The sequence below is a fragment of the Bacillus sp. FSL K6-1284 genome (assembly GCF_038002625.1).
In the GTDB taxonomy this organism is placed as follows: domain Bacteria; phylum Bacillota; class Bacilli; order Bacillales; family Bacillaceae; genus Bacillus; species Bacillus paralicheniformis.
This window is the reverse complement of sequence record NZ_JBBOCW010000001.1, coordinates 706,355-726,220: the sequence shown is the minus strand read 5'-3', so window position 1 is coordinate 726,220 and position 19,866 is coordinate 706,355. Positions and strand designations below refer to the sequence as shown.

The 19,866-nt window shown below is 45.5% G+C and carries 18 protein-coding genes, 1 pseudogene and 1 riboswitch; of the genes and pseudogenes, 7 read left to right on the top strand and 12 right to left on the bottom strand.

Translation table 11 applies throughout. The annotated features are described in order from the left end of the window. Window positions 1-24: 24 nt before the first annotated feature. From MHB72_RS03625 to MHB72_RS03595, 7 genes are all read right to left on the bottom strand, one after another. The gene (locus MHB72_RS03625) at window positions 25-1,347 is read right to left on the bottom strand and encodes an NCS2 family permease (RefSeq protein WP_035337056.1); all 1,323 of its coding nucleotides are present in this window, start codon (window positions 1,345-1,347) and stop codon (window positions 25-27) included. Window positions 1,348-1,480: 133 nt separating this feature from the next. Continuing rightward, window positions 1,481-1,582: riboswitch (purine riboswitch) on the bottom strand. 115 nt (window positions 1,583-1,697) lie between these two features. Next, window positions 1,698-2,249, bottom strand: a complete 552-nt coding sequence (locus tag MHB72_RS03620) for a hypothetical protein (RefSeq protein ID WP_020450428.1) — start codon at window positions 2,247-2,249, stop codon at window positions 1,698-1,700. A gap of 40 nt (window positions 2,250-2,289) precedes the next feature. Next, a complete protein-coding gene (gene guaA / locus MHB72_RS03615; RefSeq protein WP_216921235.1) occupies window positions 2,290-3,831 on the bottom strand; it encodes a glutamine-hydrolyzing GMP synthase in 1,542 nt (513 codons plus the stop codon). A 188-nt stretch (window positions 3,832-4,019) separates the two neighbouring features. Beyond that, window positions 4,020-6,245, bottom strand: a complete 2,226-nt coding sequence (locus MHB72_RS03610) for a DUF4129 domain-containing transglutaminase family protein (RefSeq protein WP_340901672.1) — start codon at window positions 6,243-6,245, stop codon at window positions 4,020-4,022. 4 nt (window positions 6,246-6,249) lie between these two features. After that, window positions 6,250-7,461, bottom strand: coding sequence for a DUF58 domain-containing protein (locus MHB72_RS03605; protein ID WP_216921241.1), 1,212 nt, complete (start codon window positions 7,459-7,461; stop codon window positions 6,250-6,252). Beyond that, window positions 7,461-8,423, bottom strand: coding sequence for an AAA family ATPase (locus MHB72_RS03600; RefSeq protein WP_020450424.1), 963 nt, complete (start codon window positions 8,421-8,423; stop codon window positions 7,461-7,463). The genes MHB72_RS03605 and MHB72_RS03600 overlap by 1 nt, the downstream gene beginning before the upstream one ends. Window positions 8,424-8,835: 412 nt before the next feature. Beyond that, the gene (locus tag MHB72_RS03595; protein ID WP_020450423.1) at window positions 8,836-9,708 is read right to left on the bottom strand and encodes a cation diffusion facilitator family transporter; all 873 of its coding nucleotides are present in this window, start codon (window positions 9,706-9,708) and stop codon (window positions 8,836-8,838) included. 451 nt (window positions 9,709-10,159) lie between these two features. On the opposite strand from MHB72_RS03595, the pseudogene MHB72_RS03590 reads away from it, so the two are divergent. Both MHB72_RS03590 and MHB72_RS03585 read left to right on the top strand, forming a co-directional pair. After that, a pseudogene (locus MHB72_RS03590) lies at window positions 10,160-10,504 on the top strand (DUF4064 domain-containing protein); the annotation flags it as partial. 75 nt (window positions 10,505-10,579) lie between these two features. After that, complete coding sequence (locus tag MHB72_RS03585; protein ID WP_025810309.1) at window positions 10,580-11,080, top strand: DUF4352 domain-containing protein; 501 nt, start codon at window positions 10,580-10,582, stop codon at window positions 11,078-11,080. Between the two features lie 36 nt (window positions 11,081-11,116). On the opposite strand, the gene MHB72_RS03580 is transcribed toward MHB72_RS03585, so the two are convergent. Beyond that, on the bottom strand, window positions 11,117-12,124 hold the full coding sequence (locus MHB72_RS03580) for an acyltransferase family protein (protein WP_020450421.1): 1,008 nt from the start codon (window positions 12,122-12,124) through the stop codon (window positions 11,117-11,119). A gap of 274 nt (window positions 12,125-12,398) precedes the next feature. Here MHB72_RS03580 and MHB72_RS03575 point away from each other — a divergent pair, with 274 nt between their 5' ends. After that, complete coding sequence (locus MHB72_RS03575) at window positions 12,399-13,940, top strand: multicopper oxidase family protein (protein ID WP_035337064.1); 1,542 nt, start codon at window positions 12,399-12,401, stop codon at window positions 13,938-13,940. Between the two features lie 108 nt (window positions 13,941-14,048). Further along, entirely contained in the window at window positions 14,049-14,921 is an 873-nt protein-coding gene (locus tag MHB72_RS03570; protein ID WP_254122234.1) for an AraC family transcriptional regulator, read from the top strand. A 43-nt stretch (window positions 14,922-14,964) separates the two neighbouring features. On the opposite strand, the gene MHB72_RS03565 is transcribed toward MHB72_RS03570, so the two are convergent. Together MHB72_RS03565 and lepB are read right to left on the bottom strand one after the other, a co-directional pair. Then, window positions 14,965-15,609 (bottom strand): SDR family oxidoreductase, encoded by a 645-nt coding sequence (locus MHB72_RS03565; protein WP_023855576.1) that lies wholly within the window; start codon window positions 15,607-15,609, stop codon window positions 14,965-14,967. A gap of 136 nt (window positions 15,610-15,745) precedes the next feature. After that, complete coding sequence (gene lepB / locus MHB72_RS03560; protein ID WP_020450416.1) at window positions 15,746-16,294, bottom strand: signal peptidase I; 549 nt, start codon at window positions 16,292-16,294, stop codon at window positions 15,746-15,748. Window positions 16,295-16,584: 290 nt separating this feature from the next. Between lepB and MHB72_RS03555 the strand changes: the two genes are divergently transcribed. From MHB72_RS03555 to MHB72_RS03545, 3 genes are all read left to right on the top strand, one after another. Beyond that, entirely contained in the window at window positions 16,585-16,824 is a 240-nt protein-coding gene (locus tag MHB72_RS03555) for a hypothetical protein (RefSeq protein ID WP_340901671.1), read from the top strand. A 122-nt stretch (window positions 16,825-16,946) separates the two neighbouring features. Further along, window positions 16,947-17,249, top strand: a complete 303-nt coding sequence (locus MHB72_RS03550) for a small nuclear ribonucleoprotein (RefSeq protein ID WP_023855574.1) — start codon at window positions 16,947-16,949, stop codon at window positions 17,247-17,249. 94 nt (window positions 17,250-17,343) lie between these two features. Then, entirely contained in the window at window positions 17,344-18,336 is a 993-nt protein-coding gene (locus tag MHB72_RS03545) for a DUF4003 domain-containing protein (RefSeq protein WP_023855573.1), read from the top strand. A gap of 44 nt (window positions 18,337-18,380) precedes the next feature. On the opposite strand, the gene MHB72_RS03540 is transcribed toward MHB72_RS03545, so the two are convergent. Next, complete coding sequence (locus MHB72_RS03540; protein ID WP_216921248.1) at window positions 18,381-19,400, bottom strand: hypothetical protein; 1,020 nt, start codon at window positions 19,398-19,400, stop codon at window positions 18,381-18,383. Window positions 19,401-19,456: 56 nt separating this feature from the next. After that, complete coding sequence (locus MHB72_RS03535; RefSeq protein WP_020450411.1) at window positions 19,457-19,837, bottom strand: RlpA-like double-psi beta-barrel domain-containing protein; 381 nt, start codon at window positions 19,835-19,837, stop codon at window positions 19,457-19,459. Window positions 19,838-19,866: the final 29 nt, after the last annotated feature.

Below are 19,866 nucleotides of genomic sequence, written 5' to 3'. Positions count from 1 at the left end.
CAAGCCTTTTTCGCACAGCACACCTTATTTCAAGAAAATGAAATAAAGAATGAATACAACAGCCAATCCGTACATAATCGGATGGATCTCTTTTGCTTTGCCTTTAAAGATCATCGTGATCGGGTAGAAAATAAATCCGATCGCGATTCCGGTGGCGATGCTGTATGTCAGCGGCATCGCGATCATCGTGAAGAATGCTGGCACCGCAATCTCAAACTTCGTCCAGTCGATTTTGTTGAGATTCGCCACCATCAGCACGCCGACGATGATTAAAGCAGGCGCCGTCACTTGCGAAGTGATAACGCTGAGGACAGGCGAGAAGAACAGCGACAGCAAGAACAAAACGCCTGTTACGATCGCCGCAAAACCGCTTCTCGCTCCGGCCGCTACCCCGGCACTTGACTCAACATAAGCGGTCGTAGTCGATGTACCAAGGATCGCTCCGGCAACAGTTGCGGAAGAATCGGCAAGCAAAGCCCTGCCAGCGCGCGGCAGTTTGTTATCCTTCATCAAACCGGCTTGTGATGCAACCCCCACCAATGTACCGGCCGTATCAAAAAAGTCGACGAATAAAAACGTTAAAATAACGACAAGCATCTGCACCGAAAAGATATCGTGAAGGTGGATAAAGGCTTGTCCAAATGTCGGTGCAAGGCTGGGAACAGCACCGACAATTTTGTCAGGAACATCAATCTGACCGAAGATCATGCCGACAATCGCCGTGAGCAGCATACCGAAAAAAATGCCGCCGTTCACGCGCAATACCATTAAAATGACAGTAATGATCAGTCCGAAAACAGTCAAAAGAACGGGACCTGAATGAATATTTCCAAACGACACAATGGTATCCGGGTTGGATACGACAATTTTGGAGCCCTGCAAACCGACGAAAGCGATAAACAGACCAATTCCCGCACCGACAGCCATTTTCAGCTCATAAGGAATCGAATTGATAATTTTTTCCCTCAAACCGGACAGCGAAAGAGCGATAAAAATTAGTCCGGAAACCATAACGCCGGAAAGGGCCGTCTGCCATGGAATCTGCATGTTCAGAATAACAGAGAATGCAAAGAATGCGTTAAGCCCCATTCCGGGCGCAAGGGCGATCGGATACTTCGCAAGCAGCCCCATGATAAAACAGCCAACAGCTGCTGAAACCGCTGTTGCCGTAAAGACCGCGCTTTGATCCATTCTCAATGCATCCGGGAAATTTTCCACCGACGCCAGAGAAAGGGTTAGCGGGTTGACGATCAAAATATATGCCATGGACAAAAATGTGGTAAGTCCGCCGATCATTTCTCTCCGGTAGTTTGTACCCAATTCTTCAAACTGAAAGTAACGCTTCAAAATGGTATACTCCTCTCGTTTGTCTGTCGCTTTTATTGTTTCAAAAACCTTTGCTTTTAAACAAAAAACGCCCCAATTGGCGGGACGCTTGACTACGGCATATTTCATACTGAAAAAATGTTTTTTTCACGGACAAAATATTGTATACAAGCGTAGTCAAGCTATTTACGGTAGCTTGGTAGAAACTTATGGGCCATATCCCCATGATTATACGACAAGTCTTTTTTGAATTACTATACTATTGTAGCAATATCTAACGCTGAACACAATACAAAAAAACGAACATTAATGATTTTAATGTTCGCTTCGTTCGTTGTTTTTTCCAGATTCTGACCGTAGTCTGCAGCGGGTTAATTCCCTGTTTTCTTCAATTCAATCAAGTGCACCTTGTGATCATTGAAATAAAATTCAAGCACCACGTCTCTTTTTTTATCCTGATATTGTATTCCGGTTTCATACCCTTCGACAAACCAAAGCTCTTTATATTCTTTTCCATATACTTCGACCACTGTTTGAAGTGTATCGTTGATTTTGATGCCTTTTGCAATAGTCACGGTTTGAGCGGAAGAAATATTGAACAATAGCACAATTTTCTCCTGTTTATCTATTTCTGCTTTTACGCCTGACATATTTTTGGCTTTATATTCCACAACCCCTGTTCCACTTTTTACAAATCGATGGTCATTTTTAACGCTGTCGCCGATTTTTAAGCCTGCAATACTCTCGTTTTCCAGACTGACGGATGTAAAGTTCACCGTTGCAGCAAAATAAAAAATGAACGCAAGTACGGCGAACAGACAGAGGACGCCTGATAAGGCCATTCGGGAAATTATTTTTTTCTTGAGCAGAAACAGAGCTGTTGCGGTGATGAAAGCAATGAATATAACTGATTCCTCTCCCAATAAAAAACGCCCCAGCCTCATAAAGGCTGGGGCATTTGTCTTATTCCCACTCGATTGTTGCAGGCGGCTTGCTCGTAATGTCGTAAACCACACGGTTAATGTGCTTCACTTCATTGACGATCCGTGTCGAGATTGTCTCAAGGACATCCCAAGGAATTCTCGCCCAGTCGGATGTCATGCCGTCAATCGATGTCACGGCGCGAATGCCGATCGTATAGTCATAAGTTCTTGCGTCTCCCATGACGCCGACGCTGCGGATATCAGGAAGAACAGTGAAGTATTGCCAAATATCTTTTTCAAGATCAGCTTTGGCGATTTCTTCGTGGAGAATCGCATCTGATTCGCGGACGATTTCAAGCTTTTCATCCGTCACTTCTCCAAGAACGCGGATGCCGAGGCCTGGCCCCGGGAACGGCTGGCGCCAAACGATTTCGTCGGGGATGCCGAGCTCGGTACCGAGCGCACGCACTTCGTCTTTGAAGAGCGTATTCAGCGGTTCGATCAGTTCAAACTGCATGTCTTCCGGAAGTCCGCCGACATTGTGATGCGATTTGATCGTCTGAGCTGTCGCTGTTCCGCTCTCGATAATGTCGGTGTAAAGCGTTCCCTGTGCAAGGAAGTCAATACCTTTCAGTTTTTCCGCTTCATCGTCAAACACGTAGATAAACTCATTACCGATGATTTTACGTTTTTGCTCAGGGTCTGAGACGCCTTTAAGCTTGTTCAGGAAGCGGTCTTTCGCATCAACTTTGATCACGTTCATGTTGAAGCCTTCACTGAACGTCTTCATCACGCCTTCCGCTTCGCCTTTTCGAAGGAGCCCGTGGTCTACGAAAATACAAGTGAGCTGGTCGCCGATCGCTTTATGGATCAAGACCGCAACGACAGAGGAGTCAACCCCTCCGCTCAAGGCGCACAGCACTTGCTTATCGCCGACTGTTTCGCGGATTTTCTGCATTTCAATCTCAATAAAGTTTTCCATTGACCATTCGCCGGCACATTCACAAACACCGAAAACGAAGTTTTTCAAAAGGTCGTTTCCGTATTCTGAATGGCGGACTTCCGGATGGAATTGTACGCCGTACCATTTCTTATCCTTCTTGCTCATTGCTGAATTCGGGCAATGATGGCTTGTCGCATCAACGGTAAAGCCTTCTGGAACTTCAACAACTAGATCACCATGACTCATCCAGACGACCTGTTCGTTTGGAAGATCTTTAAACAGATCCGGTTCACCCTCGATATGAATGTTCGCTTTTCCGTATTCGCGCTGGCTCGCAGCTTCTACTTTTCCGCCAAGGTAATGCGTCATCAGCTGCATGCCGTAGCAAATGCCAAGAACAGGGATATCCAGTTCGAAAATCTTTTCGTCGCAGCGGAAAGATCCTTCGTCATAAACGCTGTTCGGACCGCCGGACAAAATAATTCCTTTCGGATTCATTTCTTTAATTTCCTCTGCCGTCAATGTATGAGGATGCAATTCACTGTATACACCAAACTCACGAATGCGGCGGGTAATCAGCTGGTTGTACTGACTTCCAAAATCCAACACAAGAATCATTTCATTTACTAACTTCGTCATGGTGTCACCTCTTTATCAAATTGTCTTTTTGCACAGAAAAAATGGCGGCAGACACACGGCCGTCCTGCCCCCATTCACGGGACAAGGCCCGGCTTGTCCGATAGATAAGCCGCCGAGCCTGCCAGCAAGAATATATAAGGGTTTTTAATATTCACTTATTCTAACAATACGACTGAAAGCGGTCAAGACTATCTCTTTTTAATTAAATTTTCCCATAACTCCGCCGAATCATTCCACAGCTTTGCGGCGTCTTCCTTTCGATACAAAGCCCGTTCATATTGCCGGGTCAAAGCTGTCATTTCACCGTTTTGAAAGCGTTCATCAACCGTCTTCGCAAACTCGCGCAGCGTCTGTCCTTCTTCTTTTTGCATGCCTTGGCGCTTCAGCTGGCGGAGCAGCTCTTCGTAAGCTTTGAAGAAAACCGCGCCATCACGCCGTTTTTTCAGCCTGTTGATGATGATGTGCGGCATCCATTTTGCCCTTGTAAAGTAAAGCACCGCTGTCAACGCCAGCAACAGACCGAGTACAGCCGCACCAGTCAAAAGGGTACGGTCTGCATCCCCGCTGCCGGCATGAGAACCGCCATTGGCATCACGCTTTGTCTGAGGTTCGGGCTTCTCTTTGTTGTCTTGTTCTTTTACATCCTGCGGACGCTGACCTCCGTCGTTTTTCTTATCATCTTCTTTTTTATCAGAAGCCGCGCCAGATTGCCGGCCGCTGGACTCTTCAACGAGCTGCTCCGGATTTAAAAAGCCTTTCGTCGGTTCAAACGTAACCCAGCCTTGTCCTTCAAAGTACACTTCAACCCAGGAATGGGCATTGTTGTTTGTCACCTCGTAAATCGTCCGTTTCCGGTCTGCCGTCGTTCCTGCATATTCACCGGATGTATAGCCTTTCACCCAGCGGGCCGGTATTCCGGCCGACCGCAGCAGCACGATCATAGCTGTGGAAAAATTGTCGCAGTAGCCGATTTTCGTCTCAAATAAGAACTGATCGACATAATCCTGCTCTCCTTTAGGAACAGCCACATCTTCCGTTTCATAAGAAAACTCGGAAGAACCGAGATACTTCTCAATCGCTTTCGCTTTGTCATATATATTATCTTCGTCTTTCGTTAAATCGTGCGCCAATGTTTTCACGCGGTCGGGAAGGGAAGTGGGAAGCTGCAGATACTTCTCATGGCTTCTGCTCCATTTTCCCTCCGACTCAAAGCTGACCTTCCTCAGCTGATCAACATCAAAGACGGGTGATTTATAGGTGGCCGAATAGCTTTCCAGGTTCTGAATGTCCGCGCCTGTCTTGCCGGCCGGTTTTATTTTCTCTGTGTTTAAGTTCATGCGGAGCGGTACAAAGAAATTGTTGAGCTTGATTTCAGTCGTCCCAATCGGATACAGGACGTGATCGTACCGATAAGCCGGATCGATATCAACGATCGCTTTGCGCGTTTCGGTCTTCACGCCTTCGTCGTACCACTGGTAATCCAGCTCACCCTTGTCAAGCTGGATGGACGCGCCCGTTTTTTCGTCTTCAATCCAGCCTTTACCTGTATAGCGGCTTTTCGTTTCCACCCTGAAATAGCTTCGTTCATTTCCCTGCCACGTAAATACCCATGTATCGTCTTTTGAAAATGGCCCGCCCAATGCCTCATCATTCGTTCCATAGCCGACTTTGCTTTTGCCTGAGGAAGCAAAATCGCCTGTCGCAGCCGTCTGCAGAAACGGCACCGGATCAGGCCAGACGGGATCGGCTTTCGGCGAGACCGCGCCGATGCAAACGGCGGCGACAGTCATCAATAAGAGCGGTGTAAACCATTTGGCAAACCGCGATCTTGAGGATTTTAACGCTTCTGATTCCCTGATCCGTTCCAAATACAGCAGGCCGAGAAGCAAAAAGCCGATCAGCACGATCCGGACGATCGCATATGATGCGTCAAACGGCGTAAATGTATCGATCACGGCGATATAAACAACGGTCATGATAAAAAAGAATAAAATTCTGCGCTGATAGATCACCCAGTAATGCAGCAAGTATACAAGCAGCCAAAGAAGGACGTAAAAGAGCAGCGTCCGAAACAACGGCGACATATCCCGCCACATGCCGGAGAAAATATAGGAGAAATTTTGATTTAAATCCTGAAAAAGCAGGGCAATCCATGAAGGTGAAAACACCGATCCTTCGTAAAAAATCGTGTGCAGCGCAAACAGAACGAAGCCAAGGCTGACCGGAAATCTGATAAACCAAGGGACCTTAAAAAATGTAAGCAAGAATACTAAGGCAATAAACAAAATAAAAAAGACGGTGTGCCCCGTATCGGTAAAATACTGCAAAGGACGCAGCCATTCCCACAGCAGCAAAAAGGTTAGGACATAAAAAAGCAATAAACCGAAACTGTTTCTTTTTCCCCCGGACAACATTTTCTCACCTCGCTTCAGCAAAACCCCGGGAAAAATGTTCCCCGTAAATGACGTTCACTTCAATCCCCCACGCTTTTAATTGTTGGACAGCGGCGCTTTCCTCACTTGAGAGAGCTCCGCCTTTTTTCTTCACCAAACAAATGACGGGCAGTCCGCCGGAGAGCGGTTTCTTCAAAACCTGCACCAATTCGTTGGTGATGCGGCTTGTCACAATATATTTAACGGCTTTTCTCATATCGGGATGGCCAAATTCCCCCTCCAGCAGACTGTGAAACGGCTGGACCGCATCGCAATCGGCAAGCGCCAAGTAGTAAAACAGCTTTCTCAGATGCTCCTCCCCTTGCCGAACCGGGAAGACATTCCGCTCTTTTCCTGTGGAAACAAGCCCTGCATTCGTCCCGCTCCTCATGGCAGAACGAATGATAGAAGCGGTAAACGCGACGATCTCTTCAAAAGCATCAGAGGGAGACTGATCCATGAAGACGAGCAGGTCATCCCCTTTCGTCTGCTCAAATTCCTTCGTCATCAGCTGGCTGCGCCGTGCTGACGTCTTCCAGTCGACCCATGCAAACCGGTCGCCCGGCTGGTATTCCCTGATACCTGATGCCAGTGTGCTGTCCTTTCGGCGAAGCTCTGAAACGCGGCCTGCATGTTCATCATAAGAGCTTCCGCTGGCGCGGAAAGTAATCTCTTGATAGGAAGGCAGAACGAGAAAGGAGTCTTCCAATTGAATCTCGCATTCTCTTTCCAGCAGTCCGAGCGGATCACCTGTGCGGACCCTGATTTTTGCTAAACGGTGGTCTCCTCTCGGGACCGAATTGATCGTGTACGTCATCTTAATTTCTTTTTTAAACCAAGGAAAGAGAAACTGTTTGGCTTCTGCCGAACGCCCGTTTCTCCCCAGCGAATCAGGCAGACAGTCTTCCACGATCATAAACATGATCGGAAAGGGCCATTTTCTCTTTAGCACGACAAAAGCCTCCAATTGATCACCGGCTTTATACTGCCCGCGGCTCAGCCTCCGCTCCGCTGTCATGTTCTTCAGCGGATAAAAGGCAAGCATGAAAGCATAAAGCACAAAGGGAAGAAATGAGTAGAACAAAAACCAGCTGACAAATCCCCCTTGAAACATCGCATAGCAAAACGTTGAAGCAAACAGAAGAAACACGATACACAGCTTCCATCCGTACTTCACAAGACCGATGCGCTCTCTCATCAGTTGCTCATCGGTCTTCTGACCGGAACTTCCGTTTTTGACATAATGTCCTGAAGAACAGCTTCAGGCCGCTTTCCTTCAAATTTCGCCTCTGACCGTAAAATCATTCTGTGTGCAAGGGTAAAAGGTGCCAAATACTGAATATCATCAGGAATGACATAATCACGGTTATATAAAAATGCAAACGCCTGAGCAGCCTTCATCAAGGCGATTGAGCCGCGCGGACTCACGCCGAGATAAACGGCGGAATGACTCCTCGTTTTTTGGGCGATCTCAACAATGTATTCTTTAATCGCAGCATCTACATACACCTTTTCAGCCTCTTTTTGAAATGCAGCAAGCTCTTCTTTCTCTATGACAGGCTCAACTTCCTCAATCGGGCTGCGGTTTTCCTGAAGATCGAGCACTTGAAGCTCTTCGCGCACTGTCGGATATCCCATTCTCAGCTTGAATAAAAAGCGGTCAAGCTGAGCTTCCGGCAGCGGATATGTCCCTTCATACTCGACGGGGTTTTGTGTGGCCATTACAAAAAAAGGTTTTGAAAGCGGCATTGTCACGCCGTCTACTGTCACACTTCCTTCTTCCATCGCTTCCAGAAGCGCCGACTGCGTTTTCGGCGACGTTCTGTTGATTTCATCTGCGAGAATGATATCTCCCATAATCGGGCCTGAACGGTATTCAAATTCCAGTGTTTTCGGATTATATATGGAAACGCCTGTTACATCTGAAGGCAGTAAATCTGGCGTAAACTGGATTCTCTTAAATTCAGCGCCGGTTGACTTTGCCAGGGCGCGAACCATCATCGTCTTTCCGACGCCTGGAACGTCTTCCAGCAGGACATGTCCGTTTGCAAGAATGGCAGTCAGGCTTAAAACGGCAATATCTTTCTTTCCTACCATTACTTTGTCAATATTATCAGCTACTTTTCCCAAAACGGGATGCAGCGTTTCTTCGTATGCCATCCTCTTCCTCCTCATTGCTGACGAATCGAATTTATTTAACTTTACCATAAACGATGTACTCTCAGAAAACAACTAACTGGAGGAAAATAGAGTTTTGTCTTTTTTTATTTCGAATTTCAGAGTGAAAAACAAAAAAAGCGGTCAGTGACCGCTTCCAGATTGTTGACAAAATCCCAAAACGGCATTTAGTTTTGGGATTTTGTCATCCTTTCAGCATGATTGAAAACCCTTGCAGTCTAGGAAGGCCGAGCATCGGAAGCTGACTTTCACAGGATGTGATGACGGCGGCGTTCAGGCAGGACGCCTGAGCGGTTAGCCGCCGATCCTTCTCCTATTCGTGAGCACCGACGCGCAGGCCTGACAACGAATGCGAGGGTTTGTCTACACGCTGAAAGCGGTCAGTGACCGCTTCTTATTTTTCTCCAGATGGCTCGATGTGAACATGGGAATGAACGATCGAGTGTTCCTCCTGCATTCTTCTCTCAATTTCATCGGCGATATCATGGCTTTCTGCAATGTTGAGGTCGGATCTCACTTCCACGATGATTTCCACGTGGATGGTGCTGCCCAAATAACGCGCTTTAACATCTTTGATTTTGCCGACGCCGGGAACTTTCCGAATCGTTTCTTTATACGTTGAAATATGTTTAATATCGAATCCGTCCGTCAAAGAATGGGCCGCCTCTTTAAAAATCCCCCAAGCCGTTTTGCAGATGATCAATCCGATGATAAATGCGGCTGCCGTATCGACCCAGGCAAGGTTAAATTGCGAAGCAAAGATGCCTGCGAACGTTCCGATGCTGACATAGGCATCCGATTTATTATCGGCGGCGGCTGCATAGAGGGCATGGCTGTTTACCTTTTTTGCCAGCCTTTTATTGTAGAGGAAAACCAAAAACATCACGACGGCACTGCCTGCCGCCGTCCAAGCCGCAATCATGTCCGGTGTCGTTTCTTTCGGATTAAACAGCATTTCACCCGAGCTGTACAGCACTTCAAGACCGACCACCATCATGATAAATGAAGCGATCATCGAGGCGATCGTCTCAGCGCGGAAATGTCCGTACGGATGGTCTTCATCAGGCGGCTTCTGAGAAATCCTGAGGCCGATCAGCACCGCTACTGAGGCAATAATATCTGTTGTATTGTTCAGTCCGTCGGCTCTGAGGGCTTCGGAGTGAAATAGAAGCCCGACGGCCAATTTAACAGCCGACAGTACAATGTAAGCGATGATGCTGACCCATGCCCCGGTTTCACCTTTTTTTAATTCATCATACCGTTCCATAAAAAGCTTCCTTTCCCATCCGTGTTTTCGCTTTTAATCATACAAAGCAAAACTTGAGTGAGTCTATAGAAACATGATTCACTTCTTGCAGAAATATAGTCAGAGTAGAACTTTTTTTATTTAAGGAAACAAATTTCAGTTGGGTCAAAACCGGTAAAACCCGCTCTGTATAAGGATTTTGCGAAAACCTCAATTTATTCACGCTGCATAGGATTAAAAGGTCGGTATCTTCTTTCTGAATATTTTTTCTTTAGTTCCCCTGCATGATTCTTCTAAAAAACATTAAACAAACCCAAAATTTAAACGATATTAAAAAAAGTCGAAAATAGTCCTTAAAACTCTGACAATATAAAATAATAGTAAAATAGTCACTAAAAATATATGGACTTTTTTCCTTTTTTGGATTAATATGTTTTAGACATTATGACATAGCTTATAAGGGGGACATTACATGTCAGAACAAACGAATTTTCAAGCCCCTGTCAAACGTACAGCAGAATTTGTACTGGGGTTACTAGGCGGTATTTTCGGGATTTTTGCAGGATTTTCAGGTTTATTATTCGGAGGATTAGGCGCCGCTTTAGAAGCGGATGGCGCCGGAGAAGTTATCGGATCATCCTGGGCGGTTATTTTGCTGTCTGCACTGGCCATCGTCGGTGCATGTATCGTAAAAAAACATACTAAATTAGCGGGTACTTTTTATATCGCGGCTGCAATAGGAGGAACTGTCGGCGTCAGCCTGGCATATATCGTTCCGCTTATTCTGCTATTAATCGGCGGATGTAAAGCATTGTTCAGCGGCGAGAATAAAGGCCTTGTCTTTAAAAAATGGTGGTTCTATGTCACGATTATTGGATCCATCGTATTCGTCATGATATTCGCTTCAAGCGGCTCTTCTTCTCAAGAAAGCAAATCGTCCGGTAGCAGTGCAAAGACGACAGCCGCAAAAACTAGCGAAGAAAAAAGCAATGACGATGCCAAAGAAGAAAAAACTGAATTTGGTTTAAATGAAACAGCTGATCTGGATGGCACCCAAATCACAGTGACCAACGTTAAAAAATCGATGGGCAATAAATTTATCAAACCAAAAAAAGGTAATGAATATGTGATTGTAACAGTTAACATAGAAAATAAAAGCGATAAAGATATTTCTTACAACCCGCTTGATTTTCAAATTCAAAACGAAGATGGACAAATTACGCATAATACTTATGCACTTTCAGATGATAACCAATTATCATCTGGAAATCTGACAAAAGACGGTAAGGTTTCTGGAACTATCGCTTTTCAGACAAAAAAGAGCAAAACATATAAAGTTATTTTCACTTCTAATTTTTGGAATGATGAAAAAATCACTTTTAACCTTCAATAATTCAAAAAAACTTGCAAAGTCTCCTTTGCAAGTTTTTTAATTGCATTTCTTCCGCCCAAGCACGATCGGATACCGGTTCAATAAAAAGATGCAAGGCACCATAACAAGCAATGTCATACCGGTGTAAAGCGCGCTCCATAACAGGGAACCGTATGTCTCATCAAGGGAAACCTGGGTAAAGTAGTAGACGACGGCTTTCAGCATCCTGATGACCGGGTAGTGCAGTACGAGAATGATCAGCGAGTTTTTGCCGAGGAATTGGAGTAGCTTCATTTTTTCGAGTTTAAAACTGCTGAAAATGACGCCTGCCGTTCCCAGAAATGAGGTCAGATAAAAGACCGCCATGTTTCCATACTCATTGGCCCTCATATCCACTCTGACGTTCAGGGTCTGTAAAAAGCCGACCGCGATGAATAAGAGAAGCGCTGGCAGCAGCGTTCTTCTGTCTCTCATCTCCCTCAGGCTATTTCTCGACAGAAAACCGGCCGAATAAAATACGATGGCGGTCAAGGCCACTTCAATATTCCACGGCAGCTTGATGCCCACAAATTGATCATTCAAATAGCCCAAGGCGGCCGACACCATTACGGCAATGACGATAAACAGCCTTCCTTTCCCCCATCTCTTCACGATAAAAAAAAGCATCTCAACGAGGAATAAGCATGTTAAAAACCAGAGCGCCGGGTTGTGTGTCAGCATGTAGTCATCAGGCATCGAATAAAAAATGCCTTTAAACGGTACAACCGGATCGACATCCGAACTCCCCGTAAACGTAAAATGCCTCTCAACGAGAACCCAGAATAAATAGGCAAGAACGGAAAAAATGAAGTAAGGCAAAAGAAGCGTCTTTATTTTTTTAAAAAGAAATGATGTAAAAGTCATCTTCCCATCATGGTAAACGAGGCCGGACAGAAAGAAAAACAGCGGCATATGAAATGCGAAAATGAACGTTTTCAGCCAATCCGGCGTCGGTGTATGGCCCAACACGACCAATATAATTCCCACGCCCTTCGAAACATCAATCCACTCTATTCTTTTCTGCAATACGGGTATCTCCTTTCAGACCGCTTCGCCCCATAAGAAAGGGTTTACACATAATGTATCATCATCCCCGCCTTTCTTCCTCCGCGAAGCATGCCTTAAGGCGATTTTTAATCGTTAGGAAATATTCTGTTCATCTTCTTGTCATGATCGATTCTTTTTTTTAACATTCTCATCACAAATTACATTTCTTATTCTCATCATGAGGAACCAGACCATGCAACCCGTCTTATAATGTAATGATCTTTTCATTAGAACAAAAGAGGACAGGTGAAACATGAAACTTGAAAAATTCGTTGACAAACTCCCCATTCCGAAAGTGCTTAAACCCCACAGCAAAAGCAAGGAAATGACCTATTATGAAGTCACGATGAAAGAATTTCAGCAGCAGCTCCACCGCGATCTGCCGCCGACCCGGCTGTTTGGATATAACGGGGTCTATCCCGGCCCCACCTTTGAAGTGCAAAAACACGAAAAAGTCGCGGTCAAATGGTTGAATAAGCTTCCGGATCATCATTTTCTCCCCGTCGACCATACAATTCATGACGACGGCCATCATGAACATGAAGTCAAAACGGTCGTTCATTTGCATGGAGGCCGGACACCGCCTGATAGCGACGGTTACCCGGAAGCCTGGTACACTAAAGATTTTCAAGTCAAAGGCCCTTTTTTTGAAAGGGAGGTGTATGAATATCCGAATGAGCAGGATGCTACGGCTCTCTGGTATCACGATCATGCAATGGCCATCACAAGGCTGAATGTATATGCGGGGCTTGTCGGTTTATATTTTATCCGCGACAGGGAAGAGCGGTCATTGAACTTGCCGAAGGGAGAATATGAAATTCCGCTCTTGATTCAGGATAAGTCCTTTCATGAAGATGGTTCATTGTTTTATCCGCGGCAGCCTGACAACCCTTCGCCGGATCTTCCCGACCCGTCGATTGTTCCGGCTTTTTGCGGTGATACCATTTTAGTCAACGGCAAGGTATGGCCTTATGATGAACTGGAACCTCGAAAATACCGTTTTCGGATACTGAACGCCTCCAATACGAGAATCTTTGAGCTGTATTTCGATCATGACATCACATTTCACCAAATCGGCACTGACGGTGGTCTTCTGCAGCATCCGGTTAAAGTCAATGAACTGGTGATCGCACCGGCTGAAAGATGCGATATCATCGTTGATTTTTCACGAGCTGAAGGAAAAACCGTGACATTGAAAAACCGGATCGGCTGCGGCGGACAAGACGCGGATCCCGATACAGATGCCGACATCATGCAATTCCGCATCTCAAAACCATTGAAGCAAAAAGATACAAGTTCATTGCCGAGAATATTGAGAAAACGCCCATTTTACCGGAGACACAAGATCAATACCCTTAGAAATCTGTCGTTGGGCGCGTCCCTTGACCAATATGGAAGACCTGTTCTGCTTTTAAACAACACAAAATGGCATGAACCGGTAACTGAAACTCCCGCCCTCGGCAGCACTGAGATCTGGTCGATCATCAATGCCGGAAGAGCGATCCATCCGATCCATTTACATCTTGTCCAATTTTTGATTCTCGACCACCGGCCGTTTGATATCGAACGGTATCAGGAAAACGGAGAACTAGTCTTTACAGGTCCGGCAGCTCCACCGGCACAGAATGAAAAGGGGCTGAAAGACACCGTCAAAGTACCTCCTGGCTCGGTGACGCGGATTATCGCAACCTTCGCACCGTACAGCGGCAGATATGTTTGGCACTGCCACATTCTGGAGCACGAAGATTACGATATGATGCGCCCTCTTGAAGTAACGGATATTCGTCATCAATAAGAAAAAGCCTCCGCATTTGGAGGCTTTTAAAAAAGCACAAATCATCAAAAAAACCATCGCTTGATCCTGTACAATAGGATCATCAAATCGTAAAGGCTGTGGATGAATATGGATGATTACGAAAGAATTCAAAACGCGGTTCATTTTATCGAAGAACACCTTCAAAACGATTTAAACATTACGGATATTGCGGCTAAATCATGTTTCTCCCCGTTTCATTTTCAAAGGCTTTTTCAGGCGATCTCCGGTTTTTCCGTTTATCAGTACATTCGCAACCGGCGTCTGTCTGAAGCTGCGCTTCTGCTTGAGAAAACGGACCGTTCCATTCTCGATATCGCAATTGATTTCGGCTATAGCTCACAGGAAGCTTTCGGCAGGGCATTCTCACAGTATTTCGGCATCACTCCGGCCAAGTACCGCAAAGCAAAGGTCAAGCTTGATTTTCAAACCAAAATGAATTTTCTCGAATATAAAGAAAGGATGACTGGAGATATGAACATCCCAAAGCCGCACATCACTCATTTAAACGATATACATATTATCGGATATGAGTACCGGACAAATTTAAACGAGGAAAAGTATTTCGAAGATATCCCGAAATTCTACAACGATTTCGGCAGAAATGGATACTTTATGCAAATCCCTCAAAAAACAGATCCGAATATGTGTTACGGGCTGTCATGCCGCTTCCAGGATGACGGAGGTTTCTCATTTATCATCGGGGAAGCCGTTCGCGAAACAGCAGCCGGAGAAGTGCCGGAGCCGCTTATGTATATGAAAATTCCCGGCGGCAAATACGCCGTATTTCATGTGCACGGATCGACCGAATCCGTGCAGAACACAAGAAGATACATCTATGGATCATGGCTGATGAATACCAATTACGAGAGAACAGAAGGACCGGACTTTGAAGTGACTGATGTGTGCCGTTCGGTGCCGCCCAACGAGATGAAGATGACCATCTATATTCCGCTTCTGTAAAAACGCCGGGGAACCTTCTGACCACAGGTTCCCCGATTCACTTTCATATCGATTTAAGCGCCTCGGCGGGCGTTTGATCACCCGAAACCAAATCGAATGAACGCCGGAATGTATGCTCTTCAGCGAGCGCCGCCAAGATGGTATCAGCCACATCTTCTCGCGGAATCGTTCTGCGCTCAAGGTTTTCCGCCGCTTTCACCCGGCCTGTACCCGGTTCGTTTAACAGGCCTCCCGGACGGATAATCGTGTAGTTTAATCCGCTGCCTTCAAGAATCCGATCCGCATAATGTTTGGCGACATAATACGGCTTTAACGCTTCACTCCAATTTTCACGGCGGTGTGCCTGCAATGTGCTGACCATAATAAAACGGCGGATGCCCGCTTTTTCGGCAGCTTCGATCGTTTTAACCGCCCCATCCAAATCCACCAAAAGCGTTTTATCAGCGCCCGTTTTGCCGCCTGAGCCGGCGGTAAAGACAATCGCGTCGCAGCCTTTCGCCGCTTCTGCGATGCTTTCCACAGTGCCTTCTAAATTAGCGAGCGCGGTTTCTATTCCCGATTGTTTCAAAGCCTGCGCCTGCTCTTCGTTTCTCACCATTGCTCTGACTTGATGTTCATCGCTCTCATTCAAGCTTTTCGTCAAACGGCGCCCGATTTGTCCGTTCGCCCCCACTACAAACACTTTCATCTGCTCATCCTCCTTGTTGTCCAGTTTCTTTTTTCATTATTTCACTGTACAGACAATGTTTCAAACCGCCCGCTCTCCAAAATGTGCGAATGCTAAAAAGGCTCCCCATTCGTATCATGGGAAGCCTTTTTCGTTTCTATTCTATTCCGCCGATCTCATTGAAAGGAAAATAACGGAACTCAACTTTGCCGACAACGGAGTCCATTGTAATAAATCCGAAAAAGCGGCTGTCCTTGCTGTTTTGACGGTTATCACCCATCACGAACAAGTGGTCTTCCGGCACCTTTTGTTTGCCGGTTAATTTCTCCAGTGTGAAATTATCTGTTAAATGTTCATGAAGCGTCAGCTTTTGTTTGTTTTTCTTTAAATAAGGCTCATCATATACTTTTCCGTTAATATAAAGGACATCGTCCTTCATTTCGATCGTATCCCCCGGGAGGCCGATCACCCTTTTCACATAGTTTTCATCTGAATCAGGCGCGTGAAAAATAATTTTATCAAAGCGCTGAATATCGCTGATTTTACTAACCATGACCATGTTGCCGTCCTCTAAAGTCGGATACATTGAATCTCCCAAAACAGTTGACGGCGTAAACAGAAAATAGCGGCAAACCATGACAAGCGCGGCGGCTATGACAAGTGTTTTCACCCACGATAAGATTTCTTTTTTTCTACTATTTTTCATAAGTACTCTCCTTCACTTTCGGATCGTTTCATCGGCATTCCGCTCCTTCTATCCTATCAGACTGTCCGCCTGAATGCTTTCTCGCAAGCATCGGCAGGCGCAGCCGTAAAAAAATAGTTGATACATAATAATATTAGCGGTTGAAACGAAAAATCCTTTTATTCAATGTTGAATTTTGTCAGTTGATCAGCTTATTTACGGCACAACAAACCATTACATATGCACAGGCAAAACGCCCCTCTTTATAATACATTATCATATCATGACCCAAAGGCGGTGATTGCCTCAAAATGAGCAGCTACGAAGAGTACTATGACAATTACGATCCATACAGCCCTGAGCGGGAAAAAGAAAGACAGTCAAGGAAAGCGCTGCGTTCGGCGGATACCGATAAAACGGATAAAACGGATAAAACAAATAATACGGATAAAACCCGCAGCTCTGACGATGACCGGTTCAAATGCAGAAAAAGAAAGTGTTTTTCTGATGATGACGACGACCGTTTCAAGTGCCGCAGAAAGAAGTGCTGACCATTGATCTTTAAAGCCGATTCATATCGGCTTTTTTACATATACCACGGCTTCACCGTTCCAAGCCGGAACATTCATCCATTAGATGAATACCATAAATCTAAAAGGAGATGGAAATGAATATGAGTGTTCCGAAAGATGCCGTTTGCTCAATGCCCCATGATCATCAAAGGTCTTTGCACGATTTATGCCGCAAATACATGCACTATCACGTCGTGCTGAAAATGAAGGACGGCCGTTCCGTTCACGGGATCCTTGAAGGGGTGAACCGTCAGGAAGCATCTCTCCTCATTCCCGAAGACGTGACAGATGAAAGGCAGTTTTACGGCGGATACGGATATCCGCGCCGGCGATTCCGACGGTTCAGGAGCAGGATCTTCCCGTTTGTTATTATTGCCGCGCTGTATCCTTTTCCATATTATTAAGCAAAAGCCCGGTATGATGCCAAATCCATGAAACTTATTTTCCTTTGCTTCGTATATACAAAAACGACGCAAACAGAGGAAGGAGACAGATAAAATGGCATCTGCTAAACTGCAGCAGCGATTGGATCAATATAAAGCAATTTACTCTGAGTTAAAAAGCGATTTAAAATGGAAAGTCACAGATCAGCGGACATTGATGATGATTGCTTCCATGTATGTCGTCAACAAGCGGCCTTTTAATAAAGAACGGTTTTTAACGCTTAGTGAGGCCGTCAAACAGGCCGCCGGGACATTTTCGCCGTTAAAGTCGGCCCATCGCTATACATTCGCCGCTATGTTTGACGTGCGCTTTGAAGAACCTGAAACGCATATCAGACCTTTTTTCATTATTTACGAAAAACTGACCGGCAACGGATTCAAAAAAAGCATTTTCACCTACTTGTCCGCACTTATCCTTTTGACAAAATATCCTGATGAGCATGATCATGAAGACAAAATCAATCGGGCTTTGTCTATTTACAAAGGAATGAAGGACAAGCACGTCTTTTTAACATCGGCCGGCGATTACCCGCTCGCCGTGCTTTTGGCCGGTTCAGACATGGAAACAGGTGAACTGATCGACTATATCGAAGCGTTTTACCAAAAGCTGAACCAAGCGGGTTTTCGCAAAGGGAACGATTTGCAGTTTCTCAGCCACATCCTCTCGCTTTTGCCGGAGCGGGATGCCGATCAGCTTGTCGCCCGCTCCCTTCGGATATACGATGAATTGACAAAAAAGCATAGAAGACCGAAGCCTGTCCATTACCCGGAAATCGGACTGCTTGCATTGCTTGAGAACGGTGAAAAAGACATAGATGCCATCACAATCATGGCAGGCGCATTGAACAGCGATAAACTGTTCAGGTGGCAGAAAGACATGAATCTGAAAACGGCTGTCAATTTGTACATGAGCGAAAAAACGGAAGATCCGACGCTTCTGGAAACAGGACTTTATCAAACGCTTGAAGCCGTTATTCAAGCACAACAGACGGCAGCAATCGCCATTATGACGAGCTCGGCTGCGGCGTCTCAGGCAAACGGCTCATGATAAAACATCAGCCGGCACAGACTGTTTGTGCCGGCTGATGCTCATTATTCGTCAATAACGGAAAAGGTGTTGATAATTCCGTTTGTTTTTTCCCAGGCTTTGCTCACTTTTTTCGTATCCATATCATACGAATAAATCGTTCTCACCCTTGCTTCGCTCCCCGTTTCATCTTCAAGCAGCTTCGCATCTTTTGCTTCAGCGAGAAAGTAAAGTTTTTTCCCGTCTTTCGAGAATTGCGGCTGTGCTGAGTCGACTAATGAAAATGCCCGCTGATCTGAAATGATCGCTTTATATTTTTTCGTTTCGGCATCCATCGCATAAATCGACTTCTGATCATCAGCCGATTCTGTAAAGACGATCGTTTTGCCATCCGGCGAAATTGCCGTGTCATTGATAAATTTTGCGATCGTTTTCACCTGGTGCTGATCTTTCTCATCCGCCAGGGAAATGTTCATATTCGTCGGTTTGGGCGGCACTCCTTTGCTGTTGGCCTCATCTGTTTTTTGATAGTCTTCTTTCAATGAATAATGCAGCATAACGAATTGATTGTTCGCTTTGTTGTACTGATAGTAGCTGACGCTCTCGTCCTTGTTGTTTAACGATGGATAAATGACGTGAAACGCCTTTTGTTTTAAATCAAAGGAAGCGAGGTGAAAATTTCTCTCCTCCGCAAGGTTGTATCGCATGAACAGCTTCGAACCGTCCGCCGATAAACTGAGTCCGTCGACATATTCATCCCCTGAATATAGGGTTGTTTTTTCGCCCGACTGCAAATCCAGCCTGATCAAATGCTTCATATTGCTGTTATCGGTGTTCGTATAATAAAGAATGCGTTTTTTCCGGTCTAATGCCGCAGCCGGGTAATCCGTCATCTTTTCTTCATACAGCTTATTTTGATTTTCATAGTAAGCGGTCATCAGCTTCTGATCGGTAATCGATACGAGCAGGTCCGAACCGCTGCCCTTTGCCGGCTCCGCTTTTTCCGGGACGAAATAGCGGAAGGCCGCAAATGCGCCTGCGGCTAAAATGACGGCCGCCAACAAAAACACAAAGACTTTTTTCATATTCGCCCCCGCCAATTGAAAGAAGCAAGAAAACGATTTTCCTTGCTTCTTTTCTCCTATTTTTTATATGTATAATGTCCGGCTACCTTTCCTTTGCTTGTCGGAAATCCCAAAGCTCTAAAAGCTTTCGGGCTTACATCCAACACAGCGCCCGGCATTCTGCCGACATCATATTTATAGACTGTTATGACTTTCTTTGGTTTTGCTTTAGAATAGGCTCTTATTTTTGTGCCTTTTCTCGGAACATCGAAGCCCATCTTTGTGGCGCAGTCCCAATGGCCGAGCCTTTTGCCGTCAGCGCCGACTTTGCCCACGCCGTTGTACCAAGTGATGTAGCCGCTGACTTTTTTCGTTTTAGCACTCGCCTCACCGGCAAAATTGAATGCCAATAGCAAGCTGCCTGCCAAAACAAAAACAGAAAAAAGTATCTTCTTCATATAAAAATATCCTCCGTGAATGGGATTTT